Origin of the sequence: Roseobacter sp. SK209-2-6 (genome assembly GCF_000169455.1) — a bacterium.
Classification (GTDB): domain Bacteria; phylum Pseudomonadota; class Alphaproteobacteria; order Rhodobacterales; family Rhodobacteraceae; genus Pseudophaeobacter.
Genome location: NZ_AAYC01000023.1, coordinates 1 through 26,167, shown reverse-complemented (window position 1 = coordinate 26,167; position 26,167 = coordinate 1). Strand labels below are relative to the sequence as shown.

Sequence of the window (26,167 nt, the reverse complement as noted above, 5' to 3'; positions counted from 1 at the left end):
TTGCCAAAATCCGATGCCGCGCGGGAGCCACACGTCGCTTACGAAGGTTTTGCCTTCTACCGCGCGGGTCCACTCTGCAAAATCTCGCTGACAATCAACTGCGGCACCCCGTCTGAGGTCTTTCGGACGGAGCATCCATCCAAGCCGATTTCTCCGCTAACCCTTTGACGCAATGACGAGAAGCTTTCGAACTTCACGACATCCACAGGTTGGTCGAAATGCAAGGTAACGCGGCGACTTTCCCCTGCACCTTGCAGGGTAAGGCCAAGTATTTCGCCTTGGAAATCTTGTCCCAAATACCGACCCTTTACCCGGTCCCCGGGCTGCAACAGCAATTCGTTACCAGAGCGCGCGCAAAGAGTGTTCCAGTCCCGCGCCCCATGTTGACGCGCCACCAGCTCCAACGCATTTGAATGGCTGATCTCCTGACCCTGGCTGGCCAGCTCTGCGCGCAGGCGTTTGGCCTGCAATTTCAATGCTTCCCGTGAAAGCAAATATCGTGAGGGTTTCATCTGTATTTCGTCCTGTATGCCAGGCGCTGAAAAAGGATGGGATCCGCATTGCCACCCAGCGCCTGTTACAAGCGAAAGATGATCGTATCTTGGGCAGGTTTCACCATGCCCGACAAGGCCGGGCGGCGGATGGCAGGGGACCTGAACCTGCCCCCGCATACCCCAACCAAGGCCAGACCGTCAAGAGATCCGATAAATGCGGTGTAAAAGCAGAGAGGGCTGAAGGCAGATGAGCAACAGAAACTTCTTGACCTAAAGTCAGGTTTAGAAAGCAGCATGCCACGACAATTCCCCAACGAAACAGGTCCGACATGAACAAAACCTCCCTTCCCATCGGCTCACAGATCTCGGGCCTCTATGAGGGCCACCTCCCGGTGGCTGATCTCACCCGCGCCAGAGCGTTCTATCAAGGCATCCTCGGCCTCGAACTGGCGCGGGAGCTACCGGAACGCCGGGTCTGCTTTCTCTGGGTTGGCGCGCCTGAGGTCTCAATGTTGGGGCTATGGGAAAGTGGTAGCGCCCCCATGGGCATGCGTCTGCATTTTGCCTTCCGTATGGGGGAGGCCGCCCTTCACGCCCTGCCACAGAAGTTACGGCGCGCCGGGGTACAGCCACTCGGCTTTCACGGCGAACCGGTGGAGTAGCCCCTGGTGATCGGCTGGATGCCTGCGCTTTCGCTTTACTGCAAAGATCCTGATGGCCATTCGGTAGAGTTCTTGGCCAAGCTGGATCAGAGACCGGATCCAGATTTAGGCCAGGGCTCCTATTCGCAATGGCAAAAGCGCTGAGGCGCCTGGGTAGTCCGGCGTCAGGACTGGCTGGTGGCGACTGGCAAAGCCGGGTAAGGAGGGGTTCCGATGCTTAGCAAGGACCCCGGCATGATCACCACCCGCCTGCATGGCCGCCTCGGCAACCAGATGTTCCAATATGCCGCCGGTCGGGCTCTGGCCGCCCGGCTGGGGGTGCCGCTGGCGCTGGACAGTCGCGGTGCGAAACTGCGGGGTGAGGGCGTGTTGACCAGGGTCTTTGATCTGCCACTGGCACAGCCCCTGAGCCTGCCCCCGTTGAAGCAAGACGCCCCGCTGCGCTATGCCGCCTGGCGCTTAACGGGCCGCACGCCACGTTTTCGTCGCGAACAGGGATTGGGCTATAATCCCGCGTTTGAGACCTGGGGCGACGATAGCTATCTGCATGGCTATTGGCAGAGTGAGGCCTATTTTGACAGCATTGCAGATCAGATCCGCCAGGATTTTACCTTCCCGGAGTTCAGCAACAGCCAGAACCGCGAGATGGCGCAGCGGATCGCAGGCAGCACCGCAATCTCTCTGCACGTACGGCGCGGCGACTATGTTGCGCTTGCGGCCCATGTGCTCTGTGATCAGGCCTATTACGAAGCCGCCCTCACCCGTATCCTGGAGGGGGTAGAGGGCAGTCCAACGGTCTATGTCTTTTCCGATGACCCCAACTGGGCCAAGGAGAACCTGCCGCTCCCTTGCGAAAAGGTTGTTGTCGACTTCAACGGCCCGGATACGGATTTTGAGGACATGCGCCTGATGAGCCTTTGCCAGCATAATATCATCGGCAATAGCTCCTTCTCCTGGTGGGCGGCCTGGCTGAATACCCATAATGAAAAGCGCGTCGCGGGACCCGCGCATTGGTTCGGCAACCCCAAGCTGCAAAACCCCGACATCCTGCCCGAAAGCTGGTTGAAAATCAGCGTCTGAGCAGCAGATCCCCTAGAACACCCTCGTTAACCAAGCATTAGCTTGTTTCGCGCGCGAAACATTTTGCGGCGCGGCAGAGCCTATAGTCAGAAGCCCGCCTTGGCGCGAAACCGCATGGATTCCCCCGACTGCGGATGTTTGATCCGCAGCTCTTCGGAATGCAGCATCATACGGGGATGTTCCAAAGCAGCCCCTTCCGCATAAAGCGGATCGCCGAGGATAGCATGACCCAGTGAGAGCATATGGACGCGCAGTTGATGCGAGCGACCGGTCTTGGGTGTCAGGCGCACGCGGGTTTCCTCTGCGCTCTGCTTTACCACCTTCCAATCGGTCACCGCAGGCTTACCACTCTCGTTGCAGACTTTCTGGCGTGGGCGATTGGGCCAATCGACGATCAGCGGCAGGTCAACCGTGCCGCTCTTGGGCTCCAAACGCCCGGCAAGTCGCGCCACATAGGTCTTCTTGGTCGTGCGCTTTTCAAACTGCATCGACAGATGCCGCTGTGCATGTGGGCTGAGGCCAAAGACCATTACCCCTGAAGTATCCCGATCCAGCCGATGCACCAAAAGGGCCTCGGGGAAGACTCTCTGCACCCGTGCGATCAGGCAATCGGCCAGATGCTCACCCCGGCCCGGCACGCTCAGCAGCCCCTCAGGCTTGTTCACCACCAGAATTTCCGCATCGTGATGCAGGATCTCCAGAGGCTCTTGTGGCGGGTTATAGTCGCTGGTCAGGGTCATGGCGCCTCCCTACTGTGACCTGAGGTGCATGGCAAGTTCCCGCGACGTCGTACTTGCCTCCACCCGCTGCCCGCTCGCAGGATCGTCGGCAAAAGCAAACCCGGAGGAATTGAAGCAATGCACCCAACGATCATTCGCATGCAGGAAGTGGTGGCCAAGGGCGACGAAGCACTGGTGGCGGAACTGCTGGCAGAAGACGTGACTTTTCAGCCGCCAACCTATTGGAAGACCTGGACCGGGCGGGAACCGGTTGCTGCGGTTCTAGGCCATGTGGGTCAGGTGTTTTCCGAGTTTCGCTATCGCCGCGTCATGGGCGAAGGGCTGGATTGGGCGCTGGAATTTCAATGCAAGGTCGGGGAGCTGGACTGCGTCGGCGTCGACCTCATCACGCTGAATGACACCGGGTTGATCCAGCATTTCGAAGTGGTGATGCGCCCCTATAAAACCATCGGCGCCCTGCGGGATGCCATGATGGCCCGGATCACCCGCGACCCGCGCTTTCTGGAATATGGCAAAGCCATGAGCTGAGGCAGAGATCCGGCCGGATGATCGCCCTTGATCAGATCCTCAGGCTGCCTCTTGCCCCCTTGCTGTTCTGGCAAGGGCGGCGGGTACGCAAACAGGCGCTGATCCTGCCGGAACCCCAGGGTGCACGAAAGGGTGCGGTGGGCTCCGGGCCACCCCTGCGCCTGTTGATTGCCGGAGACAGTTCTGCGGCTGGTGTAGGGGCCGGGTACCAACGCGACGCCCTTAGCGGCTATCTCACCGCAGAGCTGGGGCGACACTGCGCTGTAGAATGGCAACTGATTGCGCAAACCGGCCTGCGCACTGGTGATCTGATACCCCTGATCCAAGAGCTGCCCAGGCAGGATCTTGACGTCGTGGTCCTGGCGCTTGGGGTGAATGATGTGACTGGTCTCAGCACCGCACAGCGCTTTGCCCGCGATCAAGCGCTGCTCCTGTCTCTCTTGCAAGAGCGTTTTGACCCAAATCTGATCCTCGCCTGCGGGGTGCCACAGATGCAGCGCTTCCCGGCCCTGCCGCAGCCCCTGGCCTGGGTTCTGGGGCGACAGGCGGCGCGTTTGGATCAGGCCCTTTCCAAATTGGCCGGGCAGAACCCAGCGGTCCTTCACCTGCCCTTTCACCTGCCAGAAGATCCCGATCTGGCCGCTGAAGATGGCTATCATCCCAGCCCCAGGGCTTACCGGCTCTGGGCCGAAGCGCTGGCAGCGCAGATCCTTCACCACAGTGATGCATAGGAAGAGATTTAGCTACCGGCCTCGGCTGCTTTTTGCGCCCGCAACTGGCGCACCAGCGGCACCGAGTAGATCACCAATGCAGCCCAGATCATCGGGAAGGCAATCATCCTTGCTCCGCCGAACTCCTCCCCAAAGACAAAGACGGCGATGAGGAAAATCATTGTCGGTGCGATATATTGCAGGATCCCGATAGTTGAGAGCCGCAACAGTTTGGCGCCATTGGCATAGGTGATCAGCGGCACTGCCGTCACCAGCCCAGCACCCAAAAGCAAAGGCACATCCCAACCGCTAAAGTGGATATCTCCCTGACTGCTGGCATAGGCCAGATATCCCAAAGCAGGCGGCGTCAAGATCAACACCTCCAGCATGAAGCCCTGATTGGGACCCACCGGCAATTGCTTCTTGAAGAAGGCATAAAACCCCCAGCTAAGCGTCAGACTAACCGCCACCAGCGGCAGGCGCCCCGCCGCAAGCGTCAGCACCAAAACCGCAAGGGCAGCCAGGGCAATCGCCGCCAATTGCGCCGGTGCCAGGCGTTCGCGCAGCAAAAGGGCACCCAATGCGATACTGAACAGCGGGTTGATGTAATACCCAAGGGCCGCCTCCAGGGCATTGCCGCTGGCAATGGCCCAGACATAGATCCCCCAGTTCACCGAAATCAGCGCCGCCGTGAGACAGCCCATTAACAGGGTGCGCGGGCTGGTAAGAGCCGCACGCAGATCCTTGGTTCGTTTGAGCAGTATCAGCAAAAGACCCGCAACAGGTACCGACCACAGGACCCGATGGGCCACCACCTCGGCAGCCGGAATATGCGCCACGGCCTTCATGTAAAACGGCAGGAAGCCCCACATCACATAGGCCGAAATGGCAAAGGCCAACCCCTGCGGGGTGTCTCGGTTCTCTGTTGGGGTCATGCGCTTCAAAGCCTCCTTGGACGCATCTTTATGGCAGCTTCTTTGAAAAACGCCATCGCAGTTTCTGTGAGGGCATTCATCACAGTTCGTGATGTACAGCCCCTCGATCATTGGCTTGCCATAGGTGCCAGGCTTGGCAATTCTGAAGCTCCAACCCTAGCAGCGGCAACGCCCACCCTCCGTCAGAACCAGGACAGATCATGCTTGAACTCAGACCCAATTGCGAACTCTGCGACAAGGATCTGCCACCGGCCTCGCTGGAGGCGCGGATCTGCTCTTATGAATGCACCTATTGTGCAGATTGCGTTGAGAAGCTGGCTAATACCTGCCCCACCTGTGGCGGCGGCTTTGCCCCACGTCCAATCCGACCTAATGCTGCCTATAGGCCAGAACTGAAACTGGGGCTGGGCAATCATCCGGCCAGCGACAAACGGCGCTATTCAAAATTCACTGCGGAAGACATCGCCGCCCATGTGGCGCGCATCAAGAGCATCCCGCCAGAGGAGCGTTAGGGACCTGATCTTGGCTGCTGTTCTTCCTGGTCACGTTCAAAGGGAACGGGCCTCCAAAGGGAAGCGTGCGCATTTCCGTTTTCTTCGACGGCCAGCGCTATGGAGTAACCGGATTTAACGTCGTTTCAAACCAAAGCTGAATTCGATCTTGCCTGAGAGCGAAGGCATGCCTGCCGCACAAGCGGCAGGCAGTCCCAGTAGCGCGCCTAGACCTTCACACGTTCCGATTTCGGGTCATACATCGGCTTCAGCGAGGCCTCGGCCTTGACCTTGGTGCCCATGACGTCGATTTCATAGGTGGAACCCAGTATTTCCGCTGCACTCTCGCCTTCGCAGGGCACATAGCCCATGCCGATGGCGGCACCCAGGGTATGGCCGTAGTTGCCTGAGGAGAGATAGCCCACATATTTGCCATCCCGGATGATTGGCTCATTGTGGAACAAGAGCGGCTCGGCGTCGGTCAGCTTGAACTGCAGCATGCGGTTCTTGGGGCCGCTTTCCTTGCGCTCCAGCACCGCTGCCTTGCCGATGAAGTCTTCCTTGTCGGTTTTCACCGCAAAACCCAGGCCCGCATCGATCACATTGTCCTCGCAGGTGATGTCATGGCCGAAGTGGCGGAAGCCCTTTTCAATGCGGCAGCTGTCCATCATGTGCATGCCGCAAAGCTTGAGCCCCATGTCCTGACCAGCCTCGAACAGGGTCTCAAAGGCGTGGCCTGCCATGTCGGCGCCGACATAGATCTCCCATCCCAGCTCACCCACATAGGTCACGCGGTGGACACGGGCGAGGCCCATGCCCAGTTCGATCTCCTGCGCGGTACCAAAAGGGTTCACTTCGTTGGAGAAGTCATTGGGCGAGACCTTCTGAAGCAGCTTGCGCGCGTTCGGGCCCATCACCGCCAGCACACCCTCGCCTGCGGTCACATCGGTGATCACCACGTTGAAGTCACCCTTGTGGCGCATCATCCAGGTCTGATCCGCCAGACGCGTCACCGCCGGCGTCACCACCAGATAAGCAGTCTCGCTCAGGCGGGTGACGGTCACGTCCGCCTCGATGCCGCCGCGGGAGTTCAGGAACTGGGTGTAGACGATCTTACCCGTCGGCACGCTGAGGTTGGCGCCGCAGATGTAGTTCAGGAAGGCTTCGGCGTCCGGGCCTTCGACACGGATTTTGCCAAAGGAGGACATGTCATACATGCCGACGTTTTCGCGCACCGCTTTGTGCTCAGCTGCCGAGTTCTCGAACCAGTTCTGGCGCTTCCAGCTGTACTGATACTCGCGCTCCTGACCTGCATTGGCAAACCAGTTGGCGCGTTCCCAGCCGCCGATCTCGCCCATCACAGCGCCCTGCTCCAGCAGGTGGTGGTGGAAAGGTGTGCGGCGCACACCGCGGGCGGTGGCCTTCTGGCGATAGGGGAAGTGGTCCGCATACAAGAGACCCAGGGTCTCTTTGGAGCGCTCAAACAGGTAGTGTTTGTTGCCCTGGAAGGGCTGCATCCGGCTGATGTCCACATCGCCCAGATCAAAGGGCTTCTGCCCCTCATCCATCCACTGCGCCAGCGCCATGCCAGCACCGCCTGCGGACTGGATGCCGATCGAGTTGAAGCCTGCAGCAACCCAGAAGTTGTCCATCTCCGGCGCCAGGCCCAGGTGGTAGGCGTCATCCGGGGTGAAGCTCTCAGGCCCATTAAAGAAGGTGTGAATGCCTGCCTCAGCCAGCATCGGCATCCGGTTGCAGGCGGCTTCCAGGATCGGCTCGAAATGGTCAAAATCTTCCGGCAGCTGGTCGAACTCAAAGCTGTCGGGGATGCCTTTCATCGCCCAGGGCTTGGCATTGGGTTCAAAGGCGCCGAGCAGGATTTTACCTGCGTCTTCCTTGTAGTAGGCGCATTCGTCCGGGACACGCAGCACCGGCATCTGGGTCAGGCCGGTGATGCCTTCGGTGACGATGTAGAAGTGCTCACAGGCGTGCAGCGGCACGTTGACACCAGCCATGCGACCGACCTCATGGCCCCACATGCCCGCACAGTTCACCACCATGTCGGCTTCGATATGGCCCTGGGATTTGCCATCATCGCTGGCCCAATCCACGCCGGTGACACGACGGCCTGTTTTGGAGATGTCGGTGACCTTGATGCGCTCTTTGACCAGTGCGCCGCGCTGGCGGGCGCCCTTGGCCAGAGCCAGTGCGATATTGGCCGGGTCACCCTGGCCGTCCTTGGGCAGCCAGACGCCGCCGGTCACATCACCGACATTCAGGTGCTCATAGCGGGCCTTGACTTCTTCGGGGGAGATTTCCTCAACCTCGACACCAAAGGCACGCGCCATGGCGGCCTGGCGGAAGATCTCTTCCTTGCGCTCTTCGGTCAGCGCCACGGTGATCGAACCGCAGCGCTTGAAACCGGTGGCAACGCCGGTTTCCTCTTCCAGCGAGCCGTAGAGTTCCTGGGAGTATTTCGCCAGTTTGGTCATATTGGCGGTAGCGCGCAGCTGAGCGATGAGGCCCGCCGCATGCCAGGTGGTGCCGGAGGTCAGCTGCTTGCGCTCCAGCAGCACCACATCCTTCCAGCCCAGCTTGGCCAGATGATAGGCAACAGAGCAGCCAATGACGCCGCCACCGATGATGACCACGCGGGCCTTGTTGGGAAGTTCGCTCATACCGTCACTCCTGAAGAAGCTATTTCTGCCTATTTATCACTGTCACACGGCAGAAAAGGCATCAAAAACGTCAGCAATCCCCGGCTATTCTCCGCTTGCAGAAAAATCCTCGGCGATCTCTTCGCCCAGACGTCGGCGTTTGCGCAGGGCAAAGGGCGTGATTCCAAAAATGGATTTGTAGAGCGAGGAAAACCCGTTCTGAAAGCCGCAGGCGAGGCCGATCTCACGCACGCTCATAGTGGTGTTCAGCAAGAGGTTATTGGCCTTGTTGAGGCGCATTTCCCGGTAAAACCCATTCGGCGTGGTGCCGAGGAAAGTCTTGAACTTGCGCTCCAGCGAGCGGGTGGAAATGCCCAGTTCGGCAACAATATCACCAATAGGCATCGGCTCTTCGATATTGGCCTGCATCAGGCGAATGCTGTGATCCAGATCCTGATCGCCGGTGATGGTCGGCTTGGCCCCGGCAAAGGGCTGCAGCGAAGAGAAATCGCGCACCTGTTCATGCAAGAGGATATTGGCCACCGACATCTGTGCAGCGGCAGACGTCAGCCGCCCGATCAGAGCCAGCACCACATCGGTGGTGGCGCCCATGCCCGCACAGGTGACCACCGGGCCATCCTCGCTGGCCAGCGCATGGCTGGCGTCAAACATGCCCAGCCGCTCCCGCAACAGGGCCGAGTTCTCCCAATGGGTCGCACCCTTGCCGCCCTTATCCTTCAGGTAACGTGCGGCGGCCTCGGCCAAGAGATACACTTTGGCGTCACGGCTGGTATAGCTCTTGATCAGGCGGCCCAGGGACAGGCCGGGGTGGTCCGGGTCACTATTGCCCAGCACAAATGCAAATTCCGCCACTGGACGTTCCAAGAAAGCCTCGGTCTCCACCGAGAGGCCGGTGCGGCTGTACATGCGCCCGCCCTTGGCGGAACGCATCACAATCTTGAACGGGGGTTGCGCCAGAACCCGATTTGCAATGCGAAGGGTATCCGCAACAGCGGCCATTTCCGTCAGCACAAAGCCTTCGGTCACGATGATATCAACAGTCCATGTTTGGCTGGATGCTGGTCCGGCCTTGGCAGAAACAGATGCAGACATATTGACCCCCTTTCGATCTGTTCCGGCCCTGAGGCCGGAACAGGTTTCTTATAGTGCTAGTCCCGCGCCTTATGCACGCAGGCGCTCGTTGGCCGGATCCCAGAGCGGCTGGTCTTCCTGAACCACCGCACGGCATTTCTGCCCGTAGATTTCGACCTCCAACTCAGTGCCAGGAACCGCCAGCTCAGCACGTACCATGCCCAGCGCGATGGAGGCATTCACCCGATAGCCATAGTCACCAGAGGTGGTTTCACCCACGATCTCTCCATCTTTCCAGATGCAGGACATATAGGGCGCATCGGCCTCGCCGGCCTCAACCACCAGAGTGACAAAGCTCTTCTTCACGCCCTGCTGCTTTTCAGCCAGGATCGCAGCCTTGCCGGGGAAGTCCTGTGGTTTGTCCATTTTGACAAAACGCTCCAACCCGCCTTCGAGCAGCGAATAGTCGGTGCTGAGATCGCCCTTCCAGGTGCGGTAGCCCTTCTCGATGCGCAAGGAATTCAGCGCGTACATGCCGAACGGCTTGGCGCCACCCGCCAAGAGGGCCGCGTAGATCTCACCCTGGTGCTCATTGGCACAGTGGACTTCCCAGCCGAGTTCACCAGCGTAAGAAACACGCGCCAGGAAAGCGGGTTTGTCAGCGACAGTGGCTTCCTGATGGGTCAGCCAGCCCAGCGAGAGGTCCGCATCGGAGATGCCAGCGAACAGCTCACGCGATTTCGGACCGGTGACGATCATGGTCGCGAACTCGGTGGTGTGATCCGTCAGGGTCAGGCCCGCAGGCAGCGCTTTGCGCAGGATCTCGAAATCGTGCCACTGGGCCGAGCCTGCGGTGATCATGGTGAAGTGGTCTTCGCCATGACGGACACAGGACATCTCGGTCAGGATACGGCCGCGGTCATCCGAGAAATAGACCAGGTTCATCCGCCCCACTTTTGGCAGGCCGCCAGTCACCAGGCCACGCAGGAATTCGGCCGCGCCTTCGCCGCTCAGATTGAAGCGGGAGAAGCCTGGCAGATCGAGAACGCCAACACCGTCACGAACTGCTTCGCATTCTTCCTGAATACGCGCCTGCCATGGGCCAGAACGACCCCAGGTGTGAGTCGCTTCCTCAGTGGTGTCGTCTCCATCCTTGGCAAACCAGTTGGCCCGTTCCCAGCCGTTATAGGCCCCCATGACGCCGCCCAGCTCCTTGATCTGAGCATGCACCTGGCTGACCTTCTTGTCGCGTGCGGCAGGCCATTCGTGGTGTGGGAAATGCATGGCATATTCGTTGCCGTAGACTTCCATGCCTTTCTGGTTGCAGTAGTCCTGATCGGTGTAGTCGGTGTAGCGGCGCGGATCGACGGCCCACATGTCCCACTCGGTCTGACCATCCACGATCCATTCGGCCAGCACCTTGCCCGCGCCGCCGCCCTGGGCGATGCCGAAGGTGAAGACGCAAGCCTCGAATGCATTGTCGACACCCGGCATCGGACCAATCAGCGGCAGGCCGTCGGGCGCATAGGGAATCGGGCCGTTGATCACGCTGCTGACGCCTGAGGATTCCATCAGCGGCACACGCGCCATGGCGTCGACCACAATATCCTCGATCCGGTCCAGATCCTCCTGCCAGAGCTGGAAGCTGAAGTCTTCGGGCATGGCATCATTTGCATCAACCCAATGCGCCTTGCAGTTCGGCTCATAGGGGCCAAGGTTGTAGCCATTCTTTTCCTGGCGCAGATAGTAAGACACATCCACGTCGCGGATCAGAGGCAGCTTCTTACCAGTTTCTTTGGTGAGTGCTTCGATTTCTGGGATCTGTTCGGTCAGCAGATACTGGTGCTCCATCACCATCATCGGCACGGTACGACCACCATAGGGTTTGAACCATTCGCCAATACGCTGAGCATAATACCCGGCGGCATTGACCACATAGTCGCATTCAATGTCACCCTTCTCGGTGTGAACGATCCAGGTTTTGTCCTCTTTCTGGGTGACACCGGTCGACGGGCAGAACCGGATGATCTTGGCGCCCATGTCGCGCGCGCCTTTGGCCAGCGCCTGGGTGACCTGCGCCGGGTCGATGTCGCCATCGGAAGGATCCCACAGCACACCTTCGAGATCGTGGGTTTCGAGGAAGGGATAGTGCTCCTTGGCTTCCTCCGGAGTCCACATCTCCATCTCGATGCCCTGATAGCGGCCCATGGAACAGGCGCGTTCAAACTCCTGCATCCGCTCTTTGGTGTGCGCCAGACGGATCGAGCCGGTCTGGTGATAGTTCATCGGATAGTCGACCTCTTCGGCCAGACCCGAATACAGCTCTGTCGAGTAGCGCTGCATGTTCATGATCGACCAGGAGGTCGAGAAGGTCGGCACATTGCCGGCCGCGTGCCAGGTGGACCCCGCAGTCAGCTCGTTCTTTTCAAGCAGCACACAATCGGTCCAGCCCTTCTTGGCCAGATGATACAGCGACGAGCAGCCAACGACGCCGCCGCCGATGATGACCACGCGGGCCTTGGTTGGAAAATCAGACATGGTCTCTCCCTTAGTCGTAATGTTCGAATTGCGGAGCGGCGCAGGAGATCTCGTAGTAATCCCCCTTGTCCGCGGTAAAGATGTGCTTGCCGGTTTTCAGGCCGGTGGGCTGTTGCAGGGTTCCGACGCCGATCGCGGTGCGGTTTTTGCCAAAAACATCGAAGAACAAGCTGGAGCCGCATTCCTGGCAAAAGCCGCGGCGGGCCTTGTCCGAGGATTTGAACCACTTCATGCCCCTGTTGCGAAGGAGCCGGATGCTATCGGCGGGCACCGTAACCGAAGCCCAGGCGTGGCCGCTGGTGCGCAGACACTGACCACAATGACAGATGGTCACGTCGCGCACCTCTGCCTCGGCCTCATAGGCGACAGCGCCGCATTCGCAAGAGCCTTTGTAAAGCATGTTCCTTCTCCCTAGTCTCGCTGCGGCAGACCATCAGCGATGTCGTAGAAATCGCCTTTGCTGGCGGTGAAGATGTGCTTTTCGATTTTCAGCCCCGAAGCGCCATCAATGGCCCCCAGGGCAAAACTGGTGGTGTCCTCATCATGGGCCTTCCAGAACAGGAAAGAGCCGCAACGCGGGCAGCTGCCCCGCTTGGCCTGCGGGCTGGTCTCATACCAGCTGACCGGGCCGGTGATGGTGAGGTCGCTATCTTTCACATAGGCCGAAGCCCAGATACCACCCGATTGTTTGCGGCACTGGCTGCAGTGACACATAGAGGCCCCCTGCGGCTGGGCCTCTGTCTCAAAGTGGATATCGCCACATAGGCAGGAACCCTTAAGCATTTTCATCTCCCTTGAATTCTTCGAACTGCGGCAGCCCGTCGCCGATTTCGTAGTAGCTGCCCTTATCGCACATGAAGACATGCGCCTTGGTCTGCAGCTCCAACTCCCCCTCCAGGGCTCCGGCCGCAACAACCGTGCGGCGCTCCCCTTCAGGCACCCAGAACAGGCTGGAGCCGCAGGTGCCGCAGAAGCCACGCTTGGTGTTCTCGCTCGACCGGAACCAGCGCAGGCCTTCGTCACGGGTGAAGGTCAGAGCCTCATCCGGCACCGAAGTAGCTGCCCAGAAATGGCCAGAGGTCTTGCGGCACTGTTTGCAATGACAGGCATAGACCGGGCGCAACGGCCCGTGCAGATCAAAGGCGACAGCACCGCAGAGGCAGCTTCCCTTGGTTACTTTTCCGGTCATTCCCCACCCTCCAGATGCGGCGTGCTGCTGGCGCCCAACAGAACCCCGTAGATGATAAAGCAGACCGCCATGCAGCGGCGGATCCAGGTGTTGAAAACGGCCTGTAGCGCCGCCCGCCCCATCAGCACCCCCAAGAGTGTGAAACCCGTGTAGCTGAGGCAGGTGATCACCAGTGCCGTGGGCATGATCACCCCCATCTGGCTCCAGATCGGTACATCAGGCTGCACGAACTGCGAAAACGCCGCCAGATAGCCCGCCACGCTCTTTGGGTTGATCGTGGCCACCGCCAGGGCATGCAGATAGACATGGCGTGCGGGCCGCTCTGCCGCTGGGGCAGGCCTGGAGGCATTGAGCCATCCCCGCACACCCAGATAAATCAAGAACCCCGCGCCAATCAGCTTGGCCAAAAAGAACCCCATGGGCGAGGCGGCGATCAGCGCGGTCACCCCCAAAGCAGAGAGCAGCAGAAACAGGCTCGCCTGGGTCAGGATTGCCAATACGCCGACCATGGCCTTGGCAAAGCCCAGCGACATGCCGTTGGAGATGCAATTCACCGCATTGGGACCCGGCGTGGTGACAAAGACCACCCAGAAAAATACAAATAGGGTCCAGGCTTCAAAGCTCATGTCTCACCCTCAGCCTGCCTGTCCGCAAATTCAGTTTTCAACGCCTCTACGAGATCTGGCGCTTCTTTCTTGAGAATGGCGTACCAAATTGCCCGTGCCTTTACGGGCACATGATCGTGGTGCACACGAAGGATGGCGGCGAACAGGGCTTCGGGTATTTTGTAACCAGAGTTCAGCGTCAATTTATGGCGACTCTTACGCCCCCATTCATAAGCCGTTTCAAAATCACTATTGGCTTGTTCGATAGCGCCGGCACGAAAACGCTCCACCGCATAGCCAATATAGAGTTCGGCATCACCTGGTTTTTGCGGCTGACCAATCTTGCGAAAGCCCATCAAACCAAATCTGCTAATCCGGCAGGCTCTGTCTGTCCTGTCCGGCTGCGTCAGCCCTTTGCGGCAACCGCCTGAGGCCAAGCCAGTTGCCATGCCAAAGGACCAGAAGACCATAAAGCCAACTGCAAAAAGGGATATGACTACGCCCTTGTGCATCAATAGACCGGCGGCGCGATGACCCAGACCGTTACGGCGGGCTCATCATAGGGGTTGGACCACTGGTACGGCGCGTGTTTGATCCGGAAACTGTCCCCCGGCCCAACGGTAAAAGCCTGCCCATCGATCAAGAGATCCAGCTTACCCGAAATCATATAGCCGACCTCTTGGGTTGGGCGGTTGGCCGGTTTCTGCATCCGGGAATGGGGCTGAAAGGTGGAATGCACCATTTCAAAATCATCGGTCAGATCCGGCGACAGCAACTCTTCGATCAGGCCCTCCTCGCCAGAACCCATCGGGCGGCGCGAGCCTGCGCGCACGATATAGCCGTGCTCTTCTGCTGGAGCGCCGGAATGAGCAAAAAGCATCGACATCGGCACACCCAGGCAATTTGAGATCTGGCGCAGATCGGAAATCGAAGGCTCCGAAAGATCCCGCTCCACCTGGCTAAGCCAGCCAACCGAACGATCCAGCATCCCTGCGATATCCGTCAGCGTCAGACCACGCGCCTTACGCAGGGCCCGAATGTCTGCGCCCAAGGTTGCGGTCTGTGGGGCCTGGTCCGTCACGTTTCAGTCTCCTCGATTGATGCAGGGTGCAAATCCCTGGCCCGTGAAATTTTCCACTATTTTTTCATGATGACGCGAATCGGTGAAATTTCCAAGCATTTTTTCATGAGCCGGTACAATTCACGAAAAATACCCGACACCTTCCGGCGCCGGGTCCCTCATCTTTCCGATAAATATCCTGGGGTGAGGCCCAAAGGGCCCAGGGAAAAAGACCCTTCTTTACAACAACTTACCCGAACACCTGCTTCAAAATTGCCGCCAATTCAGCGGCATCCTCTTCGGTAAAGGCATCCGACTGGTCGCTGTCGATATCCAGAACCGCAATCAGCTCCCCTGCCCGGTTCCAGACCGGCAGCACCACTTCCGACCGGGTGGAGGAAGCGCAGGCGATATGGCCTGGGAAGGCTTCAACATCCGGGACCAGCTGTGTGCGCTCTTCACGTGCAGCAGCCCCACAGACCCCGCGCGAAAAGGGGATCTGCAAACAGCCATGCCCACCCTGATAGGGGCCGATTTTCAGCATCTGAGGCCCGGTGACCCGATAAAACCCGGTCCAGTCAAAACGACTGTCGCTGTGATGCAGCTCGCAGACCACCGTTGCCATCAACGCAACCTCGTCGGTCTCCCCTTCGGTCAATGCGGAAATGGTCTTTGCCAGGCTTTTGTAATCGGCAGTCATTATCATGGCCCTTCACTTTGGTCAGGCTGGTTATCCAACCCGAGTTTCCGTAAATCAAGATCCGGATGTCGCGCGAAGGAGCCACAATGCAACAAACGATACTCTATCTGCTGAAATCGCAGTTCATCGACGCCAAGGTCGGAGAAGAGCCGCTTTTCTGCCCACAGTGCTCCCCTATCGAGGGGCTCATGGCCATGTTCCCCGATGTACGCCAGAATCTGGATGTCCGCTATGTCGAGTTTGCCCGTCCGCGCGGTGATATGACACAATATACCGGTGAGTTTCAGGGCTGCCCGCAGATCGTTCTGCCCGATGGCGATGACACTCATTCACAGGGGTTGAGCGAACCAGGCATAGGTGAGGCGCGCCGGATTGATGATTTTGACAAGGTTCAAAGCTATTTGATCACCCGCTTCGATTTGCCCAAACCACATCCCTGAGTGCTGGCGCACTCCGCCGGTGCAATGGTCTAAACTTGCGCGGATAAATCAACTGGGCAGGCCAACCCGCCCTGCCCCGCCCGTAGCAGTTACCCTACCAATTGCGCTGAAAAGAGACCTTGTGCAATCGGCGTTCTTTCTCGAATTCTTCAATCTCAACCCGGGGCTCCAGCCTGCCGGTCAGACGCCAGGCCACCAGAACCGCAGCCCCGGCAAAGAAAACGCCCCCCACGGCTTGGCCGACCAGAACACCGGCAGCGCCTGCCAGATAGGCGCCCAGCAGAACAAAGGGCAGGGTACCAATCGTGTGGCGCCCCCAATTGACAGCTGTGGAATAGAGCGGGCGGCCCAGATTGTTGAAACCCGCATTGCAGACAAAGATGGCGCCATTGAAGAACTGAAACAGTGCCAAAGGACCGCAGAACAGAAAGATCAGCTGCTGCATCTCCCCGGAGGCGTCAAACAGATCCGCGATCTCAACCCGCATCAAAAACAAAAGTGCAGTGGCCACCAGCACATAGGCTCCCACAAACTTCAGCCCAGCCACAAAAGTTCCGCGCACCCGGTCGAATTTCTTGGCGCCAAAGTTCTGACCGACGATAGGTCCAATGGCCCCCGACAGGGCCAGAACCACCGCAAAGGCCATTGGCGTCAGCCGTCCAATCACCGCCATCGCCGCCACCGCTTCGGTGCCGAATTTGGCCATCTCCCTTGTCACGATCGCGGTCCCAAAGGGGGTCGCCAGATTGGTCAGAACTGCGGGGCCAGCAATGGCCAGCACCTTGCCGATATCGCTCAAGAATACTCTGGCCGAGGGCCGCGAAAAACCATCGTGCTTCCGTATGACATACCACAGCCCGCTGGCCCCCATGGTCAGACGCGCCGCAACCGAGGCATAGGCCGCCCCATCAAGGCCAAGTCCAAGCCCAAAAATAAACAGCGGATCCAGGGCTGCATTCACCACCCCCCCTGCAAGGGTGACATACATCGAAGCCTTGGCATCTCCATTGGCGCGCAGAACCGCCATGGAGGTCATCGCGATCCCCATGAAGGCCATGAACGGCACGATGATCGCGCTGTATCTGATGGCAAACTCCAGCGTCTCGCCGGTCGCCCCCAGGAATTGCAACAGCTCCTGCAGGTTCCAGAGAACCGCTATTGGAACCAGGATCGAGACAAGGACCGCCACAAGCGCCACAGAGGTTGCCAGATCCCTGGCCCGCGCGCGCTCCCCTGCCCCCAAGGCCCGTGCAACCAGACTGCCGGCCGCAATCGACAGGCCGATATTTATCGAATTGGTGAAAAACAGCAGCGTGCCCGTATAGCCGATGGCCGCCGCCAGCTCTGCTTTGCCCAACATCGAGATAAAGATCATATCGATGAAATCGACGGCAAAGATCGCCAGGATCCCAACCGAAGACGTGGCGGACATCACCGCCACATGCCGCATAAGGCTGCCTTCGAGAAATACCGCTTTCGACATCGCATTGCCCCTTATGCGTGTTTTTCCCCACCCTGCCTTTCGGGTGCGGCTTTTTTAATCTTTGAATACAGCAACAACAGCTAAGCCTTTTGCGCATAGCTGTCTGCAGTCCAGATCACAGTTCAGTCTTAAAGGGCGAGCGATGCCCAGAAAAAAAGGCCGATCGGGACGTCACGGAGACGCCCCGATCCAGTATTCGCCAAGAGCCATCAGCGGCCCAGCCTTTAGATCATGTGCCAGAGCTGAAACAGCAACCCGGTCGCAAAGGCGCCACTCAGCGAAAGACCAAGGTAAAGTGCAAAGACCTTTGGCTTGGCCAGGGCCCAGACAGCCATAGCCGCCGGGATAGAGGTCACCCCTCCGGCCACAAGGAAGGCCAACCCCGCGCCGGGTGCCATGCCCTGTTCGATCAGGCCGCCAACCAAAGGCAGCGCTGCATAACCATTCAGATAGGCCGGAACCCCCACCAGAGTCGCGGTCACGATAGGCAGAATGCCAGTTCCGCCCAGCGCCTTTGTCACTGTCTCAGCCGGGATCCAGGCCAACATCAGGCTTTCGAGCAGGAAGGCAAAGAAGAGCCATTTCGCCAGGAAGAGGGTCGTGGTCCAGGCGGTTTTGAGGAAGGCGGAACGGCGTTCAGCCTCTTGCCAGAAACGCCAGACAACCTCCTTGGGCGCACGCACTTTTGCGCCACCACAGCCACCATTGCCAACACCCTCCCGCAAAGGGTCAATCAGAGCGCCGCCTTTCCCAAGTAAATGGGTAACAGTGCCACCAAAAACGCCCAGACCCACCGCCGAAATCGTCTTAGCGATGGCAAATTCAACGCCCAGGACGCCGGTTGTCAGGAAGAACATCGAAGGATCCATGATCGGCGAGGCCAGCCAGAACGCCATGACCGCAGAGAGCGGCACCCCCATGGCCAGCAGCGCTGCGATCAGCGGGATGACCCCGCAGGAGCAAAAGGGAGAAAGCCCCCCGGCAATGGCGCCCAGCAGAATCATCATCAGCGGCGCGCCGGTAAAGGCCTTGGCCACCAGATTGTCCGCCCCGGTTGCCCCGGCCCAGGCCGCCACGGCAATCGAAAAGACCAGATAGGGGGCCACGCGCAGCAAAGCGGAAACGGCAAATTCCGCACTGTCACCGGCCTGCCCCGGATCAACCAGCGCAAGTACTGCCAGAATAGCACCGGAGATAACCCAGATGCGCTGGTCACTGAAGAACTGCCACAGGACTGTGCGATGTCTCGAGAGAGGGTCCGTGATATTTGTCATTTCCAAATCACCAGTTTTGTAGTTATTTCAGAGCGAAAAAAGGCGGATTGGCCTATCATGCCACATCCTCCTTTGGCGCAAGAGTGACCCCTGCACAGCACTCAGAGGTCAAAAAGAAGACCAGATGCCTCATGACGTCATAGTCCGCCTTGTTAAAGACTTCGCGGCCCTGCTTTTCCTGCGCGACCAAACCGGCATCCACCAGGGTGGTCAGGTGATGTGCCAGGGTCGAAGGGGCGAGGCCCAGAAATTCACCAATTTCCCCCACACGCAGGCCCTCCTCCCCCTTTTTCACCAGCAAACGATAGATGGCGAGGCGGGCATCATGGCCAAGTGCAGCAAGAGCACGTGATTCTCTGGTCTTTGTTGTCATGAGGAAAACATAACCACAAAACTAGTTTTGTAAAGAGGTGGCGAAGGAGAGGCTGCGGGCGGATCTGGTGCTTGGCGGTCAAGATCTGTCTCCGGGCAGAACTCTGGGTGAGACCAGAACGCAATTTCGGCAAGGCAAATCACCCCCCCAACTCATGGTGACTTTCTGCAATCAGCTTTCCCTCGACTTTTTGAGGAAAAGGAACCAGATAGGACATCTTACCTTTCTATTCAGCCGGGTTGTCCGGCCAATCTCATGAAAAACAAATTGAATGTGCCCGCAGCGGTCACTGCCCAGGTTCGCAACTGGCAGTCTCCTAGGCATGGAAAATCCAACCCCGAGAATCAGACCAATGAAGTTTGGACCTGGATTGTCCGAAACGGGCTCGCAGCCTTTCATGTGCATGGTGCGGCCGGGCAAGAAGACTCACCCGCACCAGCCTGGTGCTTTGACCGGTTCGGTCAGAGCGAAACCATGCTTCCAGACGGCACCAAGATTTACATCGGTGGAGAGCACGAAGACTTCTATGATCCCGATTTTTACATCTACAACGATGTGGTGGTGAAACGACCTGATGGCTCGATAGAGGTCTATGGCTACCCAGAGGATGTGTTTCCCCCGACAGACTTCCATAGTGCGACGCTCTGTGGAGAGGAGATCATAATCATCGGCGGGCTGCGCTACCCTGAAATCCGTGATTACCACACAACCTGGGTCTTTCGTCTGCGACTGAGCGATTTTTCTATCCACCCTGTTGCTACGGCAGGGCAGGCCCCAGCCTGGCTGACACATCACCAAGCCACGCTGGCAAACTGTAAGTCCCAGCTGATCGTGTCAGGGGGACAGGTCATGCACCATCCGACAGAGAGGCCGGTCGAGAACCTGACAACCTGGGTCTTTGATCTCAATTCGCTGTCCTGGTCGGTGTGCGAAACGAAGCCTTTCCAGCGCTGGATCCTCCTACGCGAAGACGAAGGCTATAATGAGCTACGGCATATCAACACGGTGGCTAAGGCAAGCCAGGGCTCTCGCAGAAGTAAATATGCAGAAGATTACGAAGCGCAGTTCGCACAACGGGGCCACAGAGTAGATGCGGATCTCTATTTTTCGCGGTTTTCTCCACCCATGCCGCATCAACTCCTGAAGGCTGATATAGACGAATACCCCATCCGACGCCTTCTCATTTCCGGCATCATGGTGCGTATCTTTGAAGACATGCACGAGATTGTGGTGACCGTAGAGGGAACCTTGGAGCCGGATATCATCGAAAAACTCCAACGCTTTGGGGTAGAGACTTATAGCGCGCTGGAAGGGGTGCCTTACAAACTCATCGAGCTATAGCCGCTCTCTGCTGCGGCGTCTTTGGTCAGGTTTCACCCGACCAAAGGGCAAAAAAACGGATCTAACGCCATTCGCCTCTGCCCTGTCACATCTCGACGGGGCAGAGGTGGTTTCTCACTATCAATCAGACACGCTCGATCGCAATTGCAGTGCCTTCGCCGCCGCCAATACAGATGGCCGCAACGCCGCGCTTTAGCCCGCGTTTTTCCAGAGCGTTCAGCAGGGTCACCATAATACGTGCACCAGAGGCGCCAATCGGATGGCCCAGCGCGCAGGCGCCACCATTCACATTCACCTTGTCGCGGGTGATTCCCATCTCGTGCATGAAGGCCATGGGCACCACTGCAAAGGCCTCATTTACCTCCCAGAGGTCCACATCCGCCACATCCCAGCCGATCTGTTCCAGCAGTTTCTGGGCGGCAGGCACCGGTGCCGTGGTGAACCAACCCGGCGCCTGCGCGTGGCTGGCGTGTCCCAGGATACGGGCCCTTACTTTCAGACCCTGGGCCTCGGCGGCCTCCTCGGAGGCCAGGACCAGGGCGGCGGCCCCGTCTGAGATCGAGGATGCATTGGCAGCGGTCACGGTCCCATCCTTGCGGAAGGCTGGTTTCAGCGTCGGGATTTTGTCGGGGCGGGCAGAGCCGGGCTGCTCATCTGCTGCGGTCACGCTTTCGCCCTTGCGGGTTTTGACGGTGACCGGAGCGATCTCCCCCTCAAAGGCGCCGCTTTCCTGCGCTTCCAATGCGTTGGAGAGCGATTTCAGCGCATATTCATCCTGGGCTTCGCGCGTGAATTGGAAATGCTCGGCGCAATCTTCGGCAAAGGTGCCCATCAGGCGGCCCTTGTCATAGGCATCCTCCAGCCCGTCGAGGAACATATGGTCAATGACCTGGCCATGACCAATACGCGCACCGCTACGCTGATTGGGCAGGAGATAGGGCGCATTTGTCATACTTTCCATGCCGCCGGCCACAACGGCCTCTGTCTGCCCCAGTGCGATCTGGTCATAGGCAATCATCGCCGCTTTCATGCCGGAGCCGCACATTTTGTTCAGCGTTGTGGCGGGAACCTCCTCACCTAGTCCTGCGGCAAAGCCCGCCTGCCGCGCTGGGGCCTGACCTTGTCCTGCTGGCAAAACACAGCCCATCAGCACTTCGCTGACGGTCTCACATCCCGCATCATCCAGTGCTGCCTTGATCGCGACGCCACCCAGCTCCGCTGCGGTCACGCCCGAAAACGCACCCTGGAAGCCACCCATCGGGGTCCGTGCAGCCCCAGCAATCACAACATTTTTCATCAGCTTTCTCTCCAATTGCCCTGAATAAGGATACAAATTCCTAAGGATTGAGGTCTAGACTGGTAGAAATACGTTAGTTGAAACGCGGGGGATCACTATGAGCCTGACAAGTACTAAGGCCGATGGTGCACAGATTGTAACAGTGAATGCAGAGCGGATTGATGCCGCTATGGCTATTCAATTCAAAGAAGATATGCGCGCAGAAACCGAGAGCGGGCCTGAGCGCGTGATTCTCGACCTATCTGCTGTGCAGTTTATCGACTCCAGCGGTCTGGGCGCCATTGTCGCAGCGATGAAGCAGCTGGGCAGTGGCCGTCGTCTTGACCTGGCTGGGCCAACCCCAATGGTAGAGAAAGTCTTCCGCTTGACCCGGATGGATACAATTTTCAAACTTTACGGCTCTCTTAACGAAGCTGTTTCCGCCACCAATTCCTAGGATTTCACCCTCTACCTGGCGGATGACAGAAGCGAGACCTTGATGCCTGATACCTTTGCATGTTCGTTTACAGCAACAGAATTGGAAGCCCGTAGCGGGATTTCCTTTGTTGTTGAGCGACTGCGCGATTTTGACCTTCCCGAAGACCGCGTTGGGGATATCCAGATCGCGCTGGCTGAGGCTGTGAACAATGTTGTTGAACACGCCTACAAAGGCGTTCCTACCGGGGACGTCCGCATTCGATGCAATCTCTCCTCCGAGCAACTTTGGATCCGGATCAGTGATGCCGGCCCCCCCTTCCCCGATGGAGAGCTGCCAGCGGGGGAACTGGCAGATGTGTCAGGTCCGTTGGAGGACCTGCCAGAGGGGGGCTTTGGCTGGTTCCTGATCCGGGAACTGACCAGTAGAATCCTCTATGAGCGCACTGATGGCGCCAACCAGCTCTCGCTCTGCTTTCAGATCGAACCCCAGACCTGATTTCAGCCTGTCGCAACTGCGCGCTTAACTGGTATCCTGCCTGCCTTTGGGATTTGCCGGGTTGATCCCTTTTTCCCCTCCTCTTTCCGGTGACAGGCTCTGGCTACAGGTTGTTCGCCGCAAAAACGCCTCATCTTGGGCCAAATTGCGCCCCTCTGTTCACCTAGCGTTAACGCATAGCTCACAAAGCTTCCCTGACGCTGCACATCTAGGCCCCCACCGATTTAGCGGCGTCAGGGTATCCTCCCCCCTCTCTTTGCAGCCTTCACGCAAAACTGAACCTGTTAATTTGCTGCATCCGCGCATCTGGCGCAGCGTTGCCATTGTCTTTGCGCCCGTCTTCTCTAGGCTCTGCACCAAATCAGAACGAGGAGCGGCACATGCGCGATTTTCAGATACCGGGGCGGTCCCCCGTCTTTGCACAAAACGGGCTTTGCGCAACCTCGCACCCTCTCGCGGCCACCGCCGCGATCGATATTCTGCGGGCCGGCGGAAATGCCATGGATGCCGCCATTGCCGGCGCGGTTCTACTGGGGATCTGCGAGCCGCAGATGACCGGTATCGGTGGCGACTGCTTTGTTCTCTACTCCCGCCCCGGCGAGGATGGGATCCGTGCGCTGAATGGCTCAGGTCGGGCGCCCGCTGCAGCCAGTGCCGCCCCCCTGCGCGAAGAAGGGTTGAACGCCATCCCTTTGAACAGCGCCCATGCTGTGACTGTGCCCGGCGCCATCGAAGCCTTCTGCCATCTGTCAGAAACCGAAGGAAAGCTAGGGCTGGATGCGTTGCTGGCGCCTGCAATTCACTATGCTGAAGAAGGCGTGCCGGTTGCGCCGCGCGTTGCCTTTGACTGGGGCAATGATGCCGCGACCCTGCAAGGTGCTGCGCGTCGGGCCTATCTGTTTGATGGCATGCCTCCGCAACCGGGGCAGATCTTCCGGGCGCCGGGTCAGGCAGAGGTCCTGCGCCGCATTGCCCGCGATGGCGCTACCGCCTTCTATGAGGGGGAGGTTGCTGAGGATATGCTTGCGGCGCTGAACGGTCTGGGCGGCACGCACAGAGCCGAAGATTTTGCCGCCCAGCGCTGCGATGCCACCATCCCGATTTCCGGAAACTATAAGGATGTCGACCTGGTGGAGCACCCGCCCAATGGGCAGGGCGCAACCGCGATCTTGATGCTCAATATCCTAAAGCACTTCGACATCGCCGAGATGGACCCTTGGGGCGCAGAGCGGGCGCATATTGAAGCAGAGGCTGCCAAGCTGGCCTATGATGCGCGCAATCGGTTCCTGGCGGACCCCGATCACATGTCCCGTCTGGACCATATGTTGGCCCCGGAAACCGCCGCCCGCCTTGCAGCACTAATCAACCCCAATCGCGCGATGCAGGCCGCAGCCCCGCTCAGCGAAGCGGTGCATAAGGATACGATCTATATCACCGTGGTGGACAAGGACCGCATGGCGGTCTCTCTGATCTATTCCATCTTCCACGGTTTCGGGTCTGGAATCGCCTCTGAAAAATTTGGCATCCTGCTGCAGAACCGAGGCGCGGGCTTCACGCTGGAACCCGGTCACGCCAATGAGTTTGCAGGTGGTAAACGTCCGATGCACACCATTATTCCTGGCATGTTGCGCCAGGAGAATGGCTTCCTGATGCCCTTTGGTGTGATGGGCGGGGCTTATCAGCCCAATGGTCATGCGCGTTTCATGTCCAACCTGCTGGATTTCGGCATGGATCCGCAAAGCGCCATCGACGCGCCCCGTAGCTTCTCTGATGCCGGCACCTTGATGGTCGAACGTGGATACAGTGATCAGACCCGCCAGCAACTCAGCGATTTGGGACACAAGGTTGCGATTCCGACAACTGCGATTGGCGGCGCTCAGGCCATTTGCATCCATTCCGATGGACTGCTCGAAGGCGCAAGTGACCCGCGCAAAGACGGCTGCGCCCTGGGCTATTAGGTCTGCCGCACTATGTGCTGGTTGGCAAAAAGAACTGCCGTGCCAAACCCACAGGTTCGGCGCCCGGCCCAAGGCCTGTCAGGCTGGCGGGCACCGCCAGTTCTGCAACAGGGCGCGGGAGCCCCTCCCCTGCGGTGTAGAGTTTCCACAAAAACCAACTGCGCAGGCGCGATTGCCTGTCAGTTCAGCTGATACTGGAGGGAATAGGCGCCGCCATCAAACTGATCAAACATCTCTGGCAGATCCGGATGGTTCACCGGCTCCCCAGAGTAATCGGCAATCAGGTTCTGTTCGGACACATAAGCGACGTAATAGGTTTGGTCGTTTTCCGCCAACAGATGATAAAAAGGCTGATCCTTTACGGGGCGGCTTTCTTCCGGAATCGCCTCATACCATTCTTCAGTATTGGCAAATTTCGGATCGACGTCAAAGACCACCCCACGGAAGGGATGCTTCCTGTGGCGCACAACCTGACCCAAATTGTACTTAGCGCGCGTTCGCAACATTTTATTCTGCCCTTCTTTCCTGTTACTAGCGCGGATCAAGGGGTCATGTCCAATCAAGAGCCGTAGGAATCGGGGAAACAAACTGTGGAACTAGCTGTAACAGTCCTGGAGATTACCGCACCGGTCTTTATCTTGGCAGCCATTGGTTTCACTTGGGTGAAACTGGGGTTTGAGTACCGGATCCAGTTTGTGACCCGATTGACCATGACCCTTGCGGTTCCAGCACTGATCTTCACGGCACTGATGAAATCCGAGCTCGACAAGGGCGCGCTGGGACTGTTTTTTGTGGCAGGCGTTCTGGGGCACCTCTTGCTTGCACTCATCGGCTGGATTTTGGTCCGCGTTATGGGCCTCAACCAGCAAACCTATCTGGCCCCCTTCATTTTTGGCAATACGGGCAACCTTGGCATTCCGCTGGCGCTCTTTGCCTTTGGCGATGATGGACTTGGCTATGCGGTTGCTATGCTCGCCGTCACTGCCATCCTGTCTTTTACCCTGGGTTTGACACTGGTTGCCGGGCAAGGGGGCGGCACAAAAGCGCTCAAGGAGCCTATGGTCTGGGCCACCCTTCTGGGCGGGCTGTTCCTCTGGCAGGATTGGCAAACACCTGTGTTTCTGACCAATTCCCTGGAGCTGGTCGGTCAGATGGCGATCCCGGTGATGCTGATCACCCTTGGGGTGGCAATAGCACGTCTGACGCCAGGCAAAACCGGGCTTGCCATCCTGCTGTCCCTGGCCAAGCTCTGCGCCAGCATAGCGGCGGGCTGGGGTCTGGGCCTTGCCTTTGGGTTTGATGGCACCGCTTTTGGTGTCCTCGTGCTGCAGCTTGCCACCCCGGTTGCGGTTACCTCATACCTTCTGGCAGAGAAATTCGACGCCGATCCGGATGCGGTCGCGGGTCTTGTTGTGGTTTCCACCCTGATTTCCGTTGCGGCTTTGCCGCTGCTGCTTTCGACCCTGATAGAATTGTAATTTTCACTTTTCGCCAATTCTGCTAGACTGGGTCAAAACGAGCAGAGACAACAAAATCGGGCATAGGCTCATGAAAAGAATTTTTACGGCACTGGCACTTTTGCTGGTAGTTGCCTCCTGTGGGGGTGG

The 26,167-nt window shown here is 58.5% G+C and carries 30 protein-coding genes; 12 read left to right on the top strand and 18 right to left on the bottom strand.

Features of this window, described 5'->3' with window-relative positions; genetic code table 11:
* Positions 1-56: 56 nt before the first annotated feature.
* Entirely contained in the window at positions 57-512 is a 456-nt protein-coding gene (locus RSK20926_RS21615; RefSeq protein ID WP_008210052.1) for a glyoxalase superfamily protein, read from the bottom strand.
* A gap of 78 nt (positions 513-590) precedes the next feature.
* Here RSK20926_RS21615 and RSK20926_RS23385 point away from each other — a divergent pair, with 78 nt between their 5' ends.
* From RSK20926_RS23385 to RSK20926_RS21605, 3 genes are all read left to right on the top strand, one after another.
* On the top strand, positions 591-719 hold the full coding sequence (locus tag RSK20926_RS23385) for a hypothetical protein (RefSeq protein WP_269724431.1): 129 nt from the start codon (positions 591-593) through the stop codon (positions 717-719).
* Positions 720-823: 104 nt separating this feature from the next.
* Positions 824-1,156 (top strand): VOC family protein, encoded by a 333-nt coding sequence (locus RSK20926_RS21610; RefSeq protein ID WP_008210051.1) that lies wholly within the window; start codon positions 824-826, stop codon positions 1,154-1,156.
* Between the two features lie 213 nt (positions 1,157-1,369).
* Positions 1,370-2,236 (top strand): alpha-1,2-fucosyltransferase, encoded by an 867-nt coding sequence (locus RSK20926_RS21605; protein ID WP_008210047.1) that lies wholly within the window; start codon positions 1,370-1,372, stop codon positions 2,234-2,236.
* An 86-nt stretch (positions 2,237-2,322) separates the two neighbouring features.
* Here the strand turns inward: RSK20926_RS21605 and RSK20926_RS21600 are convergent, their stop codons facing one another.
* Positions 2,323-2,976: an RluA family pseudouridine synthase gene (locus tag RSK20926_RS21600; RefSeq protein ID WP_008210045.1), complete on the bottom strand. Its 654-nt coding sequence runs from the start codon at positions 2,974-2,976 to the stop codon at positions 2,323-2,325.
* A 117-nt stretch (positions 2,977-3,093) separates the two neighbouring features.
* Here RSK20926_RS21600 and RSK20926_RS21595 point away from each other — a divergent pair, with 117 nt between their 5' ends.
* A complete protein-coding gene (locus RSK20926_RS21595; protein ID WP_037256311.1) occupies positions 3,094-3,504 on the top strand; it encodes a nuclear transport factor 2 family protein in 411 nt (136 codons plus the stop codon).
* Positions 3,505-3,521: 17 nt separating this feature from the next.
* Positions 3,522-4,235 (top strand): SGNH/GDSL hydrolase family protein, encoded by a 714-nt coding sequence (locus tag RSK20926_RS21590; protein ID WP_008210041.1) that lies wholly within the window; start codon positions 3,522-3,524, stop codon positions 4,233-4,235.
* 8 nt (positions 4,236-4,243) lie between these two features.
* On the opposite strand, the gene rarD is transcribed toward RSK20926_RS21590, so the two are convergent.
* Positions 4,244-5,149 carry an EamA family transporter RarD gene (gene rarD, locus RSK20926_RS21585; RefSeq protein WP_008210039.1) on the bottom strand — a complete coding sequence of 302 codons (906 nt, stop codon included), beginning with the start codon at positions 5,147-5,149 and terminating at the stop codon, positions 4,244-4,246.
* A gap of 200 nt (positions 5,150-5,349) precedes the next feature.
* On the opposite strand from rarD, the gene RSK20926_RS21580 reads away from it, so the two are divergent.
* Complete coding sequence (locus tag RSK20926_RS21580) at positions 5,350-5,661, top strand: DUF1272 domain-containing protein (protein WP_008210038.1); 312 nt, start codon at positions 5,350-5,352, stop codon at positions 5,659-5,661.
* A 206-nt stretch (positions 5,662-5,867) separates the two neighbouring features.
* Here RSK20926_RS21580 and RSK20926_RS21575 read toward each other — a convergent pair whose 3' ends face one another.
* The 10 genes from RSK20926_RS21575 to RSK20926_RS21530 form a co-directional block, all read right to left on the bottom strand.
* On the bottom strand, positions 5,868-8,318 hold the full coding sequence (locus RSK20926_RS21575) for a GcvT family protein (protein ID WP_008210036.1): 2,451 nt from the start codon (positions 8,316-8,318) through the stop codon (positions 5,868-5,870).
* A gap of 84 nt (positions 8,319-8,402) precedes the next feature.
* The gene (locus RSK20926_RS21570; RefSeq protein ID WP_008210035.1) at positions 8,403-9,410 is read right to left on the bottom strand and encodes a GlxA family transcriptional regulator; all 1,008 of its coding nucleotides are present in this window, start codon (positions 9,408-9,410) and stop codon (positions 8,403-8,405) included.
* 69 nt (positions 9,411-9,479) lie between these two features.
* Entirely contained in the window at positions 9,480-11,927 is a 2,448-nt protein-coding gene (locus RSK20926_RS21565) for a GcvT family protein (RefSeq protein WP_008210034.1), read from the bottom strand.
* Positions 11,928-11,937: 10 nt separating this feature from the next.
* Positions 11,938-12,327: a GFA family protein gene (locus RSK20926_RS21560; protein ID WP_008210033.1), complete on the bottom strand. Its 390-nt coding sequence runs from the start codon at positions 12,325-12,327 to the stop codon at positions 11,938-11,940.
* An 11-nt stretch (positions 12,328-12,338) separates the two neighbouring features.
* A complete protein-coding gene (locus RSK20926_RS21555; protein ID WP_037256305.1) occupies positions 12,339-12,710 on the bottom strand; it encodes a GFA family protein in 372 nt (123 codons plus the stop codon).
* On the bottom strand, positions 12,703-13,116 hold the full coding sequence (locus RSK20926_RS21550; RefSeq protein ID WP_008210031.1) for a GFA family protein: 414 nt from the start codon (positions 13,114-13,116) through the stop codon (positions 12,703-12,705). The genes RSK20926_RS21555 and RSK20926_RS21550 overlap by 8 nt, the downstream gene beginning before the upstream one ends.
* Positions 13,113-13,742 carry a LysE family translocator gene (locus tag RSK20926_RS21545; RefSeq protein ID WP_008210030.1) on the bottom strand — a complete coding sequence of 210 codons (630 nt, stop codon included), beginning with the start codon at positions 13,740-13,742 and terminating at the stop codon, positions 13,113-13,115. Before RSK20926_RS21545 ends, RSK20926_RS21550 begins: the two co-directional genes overlap by 4 nt.
* Positions 13,739-14,077 carry a hypothetical protein gene (locus tag RSK20926_RS21540; protein WP_232281960.1) on the bottom strand — a complete coding sequence of 113 codons (339 nt, stop codon included), beginning with the start codon at positions 14,075-14,077 and terminating at the stop codon, positions 13,739-13,741. Before RSK20926_RS21540 ends, RSK20926_RS21545 begins: the two co-directional genes overlap by 4 nt.
* Before the next feature lie 155 nt (positions 14,078-14,232).
* The gene (locus RSK20926_RS21535) at positions 14,233-14,802 is read right to left on the bottom strand and encodes a helix-turn-helix domain-containing protein (protein WP_008210027.1); all 570 of its coding nucleotides are present in this window, start codon (positions 14,800-14,802) and stop codon (positions 14,233-14,235) included.
* Between the two features lie 229 nt (positions 14,803-15,031).
* Positions 15,032-15,481, bottom strand: coding sequence for a GAF domain-containing protein (locus RSK20926_RS21530; protein WP_037256300.1), 450 nt, complete (start codon positions 15,479-15,481; stop codon positions 15,032-15,034).
* A gap of 86 nt (positions 15,482-15,567) precedes the next feature.
* Here RSK20926_RS21530 and RSK20926_RS21525 point away from each other — a divergent pair, with 86 nt between their 5' ends.
* On the top strand, positions 15,568-15,921 hold the full coding sequence (locus tag RSK20926_RS21525) for a DUF3088 family protein (protein WP_037256317.1): 354 nt from the start codon (positions 15,568-15,570) through the stop codon (positions 15,919-15,921).
* Between the two features lie 94 nt (positions 15,922-16,015).
* Here the strand turns inward: RSK20926_RS21525 and RSK20926_RS21520 are convergent, their stop codons facing one another.
* The 3 genes from RSK20926_RS21520 to RSK20926_RS21510 form a co-directional block, all read right to left on the bottom strand.
* Positions 16,016-17,404 (bottom strand): MATE family efflux transporter, encoded by a 1,389-nt coding sequence (locus tag RSK20926_RS21520; RefSeq protein ID WP_037256298.1) that lies wholly within the window; start codon positions 17,402-17,404, stop codon positions 16,016-16,018.
* Between the two features lie 224 nt (positions 17,405-17,628).
* Positions 17,629-18,678 (bottom strand): permease, encoded by a 1,050-nt coding sequence (locus RSK20926_RS21515; protein ID WP_008210021.1) that lies wholly within the window; start codon positions 18,676-18,678, stop codon positions 17,629-17,631.
* A 55-nt stretch (positions 18,679-18,733) separates the two neighbouring features.
* Positions 18,734-19,051 carry an ArsR/SmtB family transcription factor gene (locus tag RSK20926_RS21510; RefSeq protein ID WP_008210020.1) on the bottom strand — a complete coding sequence of 106 codons (318 nt, stop codon included), beginning with the start codon at positions 19,049-19,051 and terminating at the stop codon, positions 18,734-18,736.
* A 255-nt stretch (positions 19,052-19,306) separates the two neighbouring features.
* Here RSK20926_RS21510 and RSK20926_RS22245 point away from each other — a divergent pair, with 255 nt between their 5' ends.
* Complete coding sequence (locus RSK20926_RS22245; RefSeq protein WP_008210017.1) at positions 19,307-20,392, top strand: hypothetical protein; 1,086 nt, start codon at positions 19,307-19,309, stop codon at positions 20,390-20,392.
* A 124-nt stretch (positions 20,393-20,516) separates the two neighbouring features.
* Here RSK20926_RS22245 and RSK20926_RS21500 read toward each other — a convergent pair whose 3' ends face one another.
* Positions 20,517-21,689 (bottom strand): thiolase family protein, encoded by a 1,173-nt coding sequence (locus tag RSK20926_RS21500; protein ID WP_008210015.1) that lies wholly within the window; start codon positions 21,687-21,689, stop codon positions 20,517-20,519.
* A 97-nt stretch (positions 21,690-21,786) separates the two neighbouring features.
* Between RSK20926_RS21500 and RSK20926_RS21495 the strand changes: the two genes are divergently transcribed.
* The 3 genes from RSK20926_RS21495 to RSK20926_RS21485 all read left to right on the top strand — a co-directional run bounded on the left by RSK20926_RS21495 (position 21,787) and on the right by RSK20926_RS21485 (position 24,560).
* The gene (locus tag RSK20926_RS21495; RefSeq protein WP_008210014.1) at positions 21,787-22,125 is read left to right on the top strand and encodes an STAS domain-containing protein; all 339 of its coding nucleotides are present in this window, start codon (positions 21,787-21,789) and stop codon (positions 22,123-22,125) included.
* A 42-nt stretch (positions 22,126-22,167) separates the two neighbouring features.
* Positions 22,168-22,602: an ATP-binding protein gene (locus RSK20926_RS21490; RefSeq protein ID WP_008210013.1), complete on the top strand. Its 435-nt coding sequence runs from the start codon at positions 22,168-22,170 to the stop codon at positions 22,600-22,602.
* A 380-nt stretch (positions 22,603-22,982) separates the two neighbouring features.
* Entirely contained in the window at positions 22,983-24,560 is a 1,578-nt protein-coding gene (locus RSK20926_RS21485) for a gamma-glutamyltransferase family protein (RefSeq protein ID WP_008210012.1), read from the top strand.
* 179 nt (positions 24,561-24,739) lie between these two features.
* Here the strand turns inward: RSK20926_RS21485 and hspQ are convergent, their stop codons facing one another.
* Complete coding sequence (gene hspQ / locus RSK20926_RS21480) at positions 24,740-25,066, bottom strand: heat shock protein HspQ (RefSeq protein WP_037256292.1); 327 nt, start codon at positions 25,064-25,066, stop codon at positions 24,740-24,742.
* A gap of 84 nt (positions 25,067-25,150) precedes the next feature.
* Here hspQ and RSK20926_RS21475 point away from each other — a divergent pair, with 84 nt between their 5' ends.
* On the top strand, positions 25,151-26,038 hold the full coding sequence (locus tag RSK20926_RS21475; protein ID WP_008210010.1) for an AEC family transporter: 888 nt from the start codon (positions 25,151-25,153) through the stop codon (positions 26,036-26,038).
* Positions 26,039-26,167: the final 129 nt, after the last annotated feature.

What these genes read in the sequence shown, in the direction of transcription:
- RSK20926_RS21615 (WP_008210052.1), bottom strand. Translation starts at nt 512, where the DNA reads ATGAAACCCTCACGATATTTGCTTTCACGGGAAGCATTGAAATTGCAG.
- RSK20926_RS23385 (WP_269724431.1), top strand. Translation starts at nt 591, where the DNA reads ATGATCGTATCTTGGGCAGGTTTCACCATGCCCGACAAGGCCGGGCGG.
- RSK20926_RS21610 (WP_008210051.1), top strand. Translation starts at nt 824, where the DNA reads ATGAACAAAACCTCCCTTCCCATCGGCTCACAGATCTCGGGCCTCTAT.
- RSK20926_RS21605 (WP_008210047.1), top strand. Translation starts at nt 1,370, where the DNA reads ATGCTTAGCAAGGACCCCGGCATGATCACCACCCGCCTGCATGGCCGC.
- RSK20926_RS21600 (WP_008210045.1), bottom strand. Translation starts at nt 2,976, where the DNA reads ATGACCCTGACCAGCGACTATAACCCGCCACAAGAGCCTCTGGAGATC.
- RSK20926_RS21595 (WP_037256311.1), top strand. Translation starts at nt 3,094, where the DNA reads ATGCACCCAACGATCATTCGCATGCAGGAAGTGGTGGCCAAGGGCGAC.
- RSK20926_RS21590 (WP_008210041.1), top strand. Translation starts at nt 3,522, where the DNA reads ATGATCGCCCTTGATCAGATCCTCAGGCTGCCTCTTGCCCCCTTGCTG.
- rarD (WP_008210039.1), bottom strand. Translation starts at nt 5,149, where the DNA reads ATGACCCCAACAGAGAACCGAGACACCCCGCAGGGGTTGGCCTTTGCC.
- RSK20926_RS21580 (WP_008210038.1), top strand. Translation starts at nt 5,350, where the DNA reads ATGCTTGAACTCAGACCCAATTGCGAACTCTGCGACAAGGATCTGCCA.
- RSK20926_RS21575 (WP_008210036.1), bottom strand. Translation starts at nt 8,318, where the DNA reads ATGAGCGAACTTCCCAACAAGGCCCGCGTGGTCATCATCGGTGGCGGC.
- RSK20926_RS21570 (WP_008210035.1), bottom strand. Translation starts at nt 9,410, where the DNA reads ATGTCTGCATCTGTTTCTGCCAAGGCCGGACCAGCATCCAGCCAAACA.
- RSK20926_RS21565 (WP_008210034.1), bottom strand. Translation starts at nt 11,927, where the DNA reads ATGTCTGATTTTCCAACCAAGGCCCGCGTGGTCATCATCGGCGGCGGC.
- RSK20926_RS21560 (WP_008210033.1), bottom strand. Translation starts at nt 12,327, where the DNA reads ATGCTTTACAAAGGCTCTTGCGAATGCGGCGCTGTCGCCTATGAGGCC.
- RSK20926_RS21555 (WP_037256305.1), bottom strand. Translation starts at nt 12,710, where the DNA reads ATGCTTAAGGGTTCCTGCCTATGTGGCGATATCCACTTTGAGACAGAG.
- RSK20926_RS21550 (WP_008210031.1), bottom strand. Translation starts at nt 13,116, where the DNA reads ATGACCGGAAAAGTAACCAAGGGAAGCTGCCTCTGCGGTGCTGTCGCC.
- RSK20926_RS21545 (WP_008210030.1), bottom strand. Translation starts at nt 13,742, where the DNA reads ATGAGCTTTGAAGCCTGGACCCTATTTGTATTTTTCTGGGTGGTCTTT.
- RSK20926_RS21540 (WP_232281960.1), bottom strand. Translation starts at nt 14,077, where the DNA reads ATGGGCTTTCGCAAGATTGGTCAGCCGCAAAAACCAGGTGATGCCGAA.
- RSK20926_RS21530 (WP_037256300.1), bottom strand. Translation starts at nt 15,481, where the DNA reads ATGACTGCCGATTACAAAAGCCTGGCAAAGACCATTTCCGCATTGACC.
- RSK20926_RS21525 (WP_037256317.1), top strand. Translation starts at nt 15,568, where the DNA reads ATGCAACAAACGATACTCTATCTGCTGAAATCGCAGTTCATCGACGCC.
- RSK20926_RS21520 (WP_037256298.1), bottom strand. Translation starts at nt 17,404, where the DNA reads ATGTCGAAAGCGGTATTTCTCGAAGGCAGCCTTATGCGGCATGTGGCG.
- RSK20926_RS21515 (WP_008210021.1), bottom strand. Translation starts at nt 18,678, where the DNA reads ATGACAAATATCACGGACCCTCTCTCGAGACATCGCACAGTCCTGTGG.
- RSK20926_RS21510 (WP_008210020.1), bottom strand. Translation starts at nt 19,051, where the DNA reads ATGACAACAAAGACCAGAGAATCACGTGCTCTTGCTGCACTTGGCCAT.
- RSK20926_RS22245 (WP_008210017.1), top strand. Translation starts at nt 19,307, where the DNA reads ATGAAAAACAAATTGAATGTGCCCGCAGCGGTCACTGCCCAGGTTCGC.
- RSK20926_RS21500 (WP_008210015.1), bottom strand. Translation starts at nt 21,689, where the DNA reads ATGAAAAATGTTGTGATTGCTGGGGCTGCACGGACCCCGATGGGTGGC.
- RSK20926_RS21495 (WP_008210014.1), top strand. Translation starts at nt 21,787, where the DNA reads ATGAGCCTGACAAGTACTAAGGCCGATGGTGCACAGATTGTAACAGTG.
- RSK20926_RS21490 (WP_008210013.1), top strand. Translation starts at nt 22,168, where the DNA reads ATGCCTGATACCTTTGCATGTTCGTTTACAGCAACAGAATTGGAAGCC.
- RSK20926_RS21485 (WP_008210012.1), top strand. Translation starts at nt 22,983, where the DNA reads ATGCGCGATTTTCAGATACCGGGGCGGTCCCCCGTCTTTGCACAAAAC.
- hspQ (WP_037256292.1), bottom strand. Translation starts at nt 25,066, where the DNA reads ATGTTGCGAACGCGCGCTAAGTACAATTTGGGTCAGGTTGTGCGCCAC.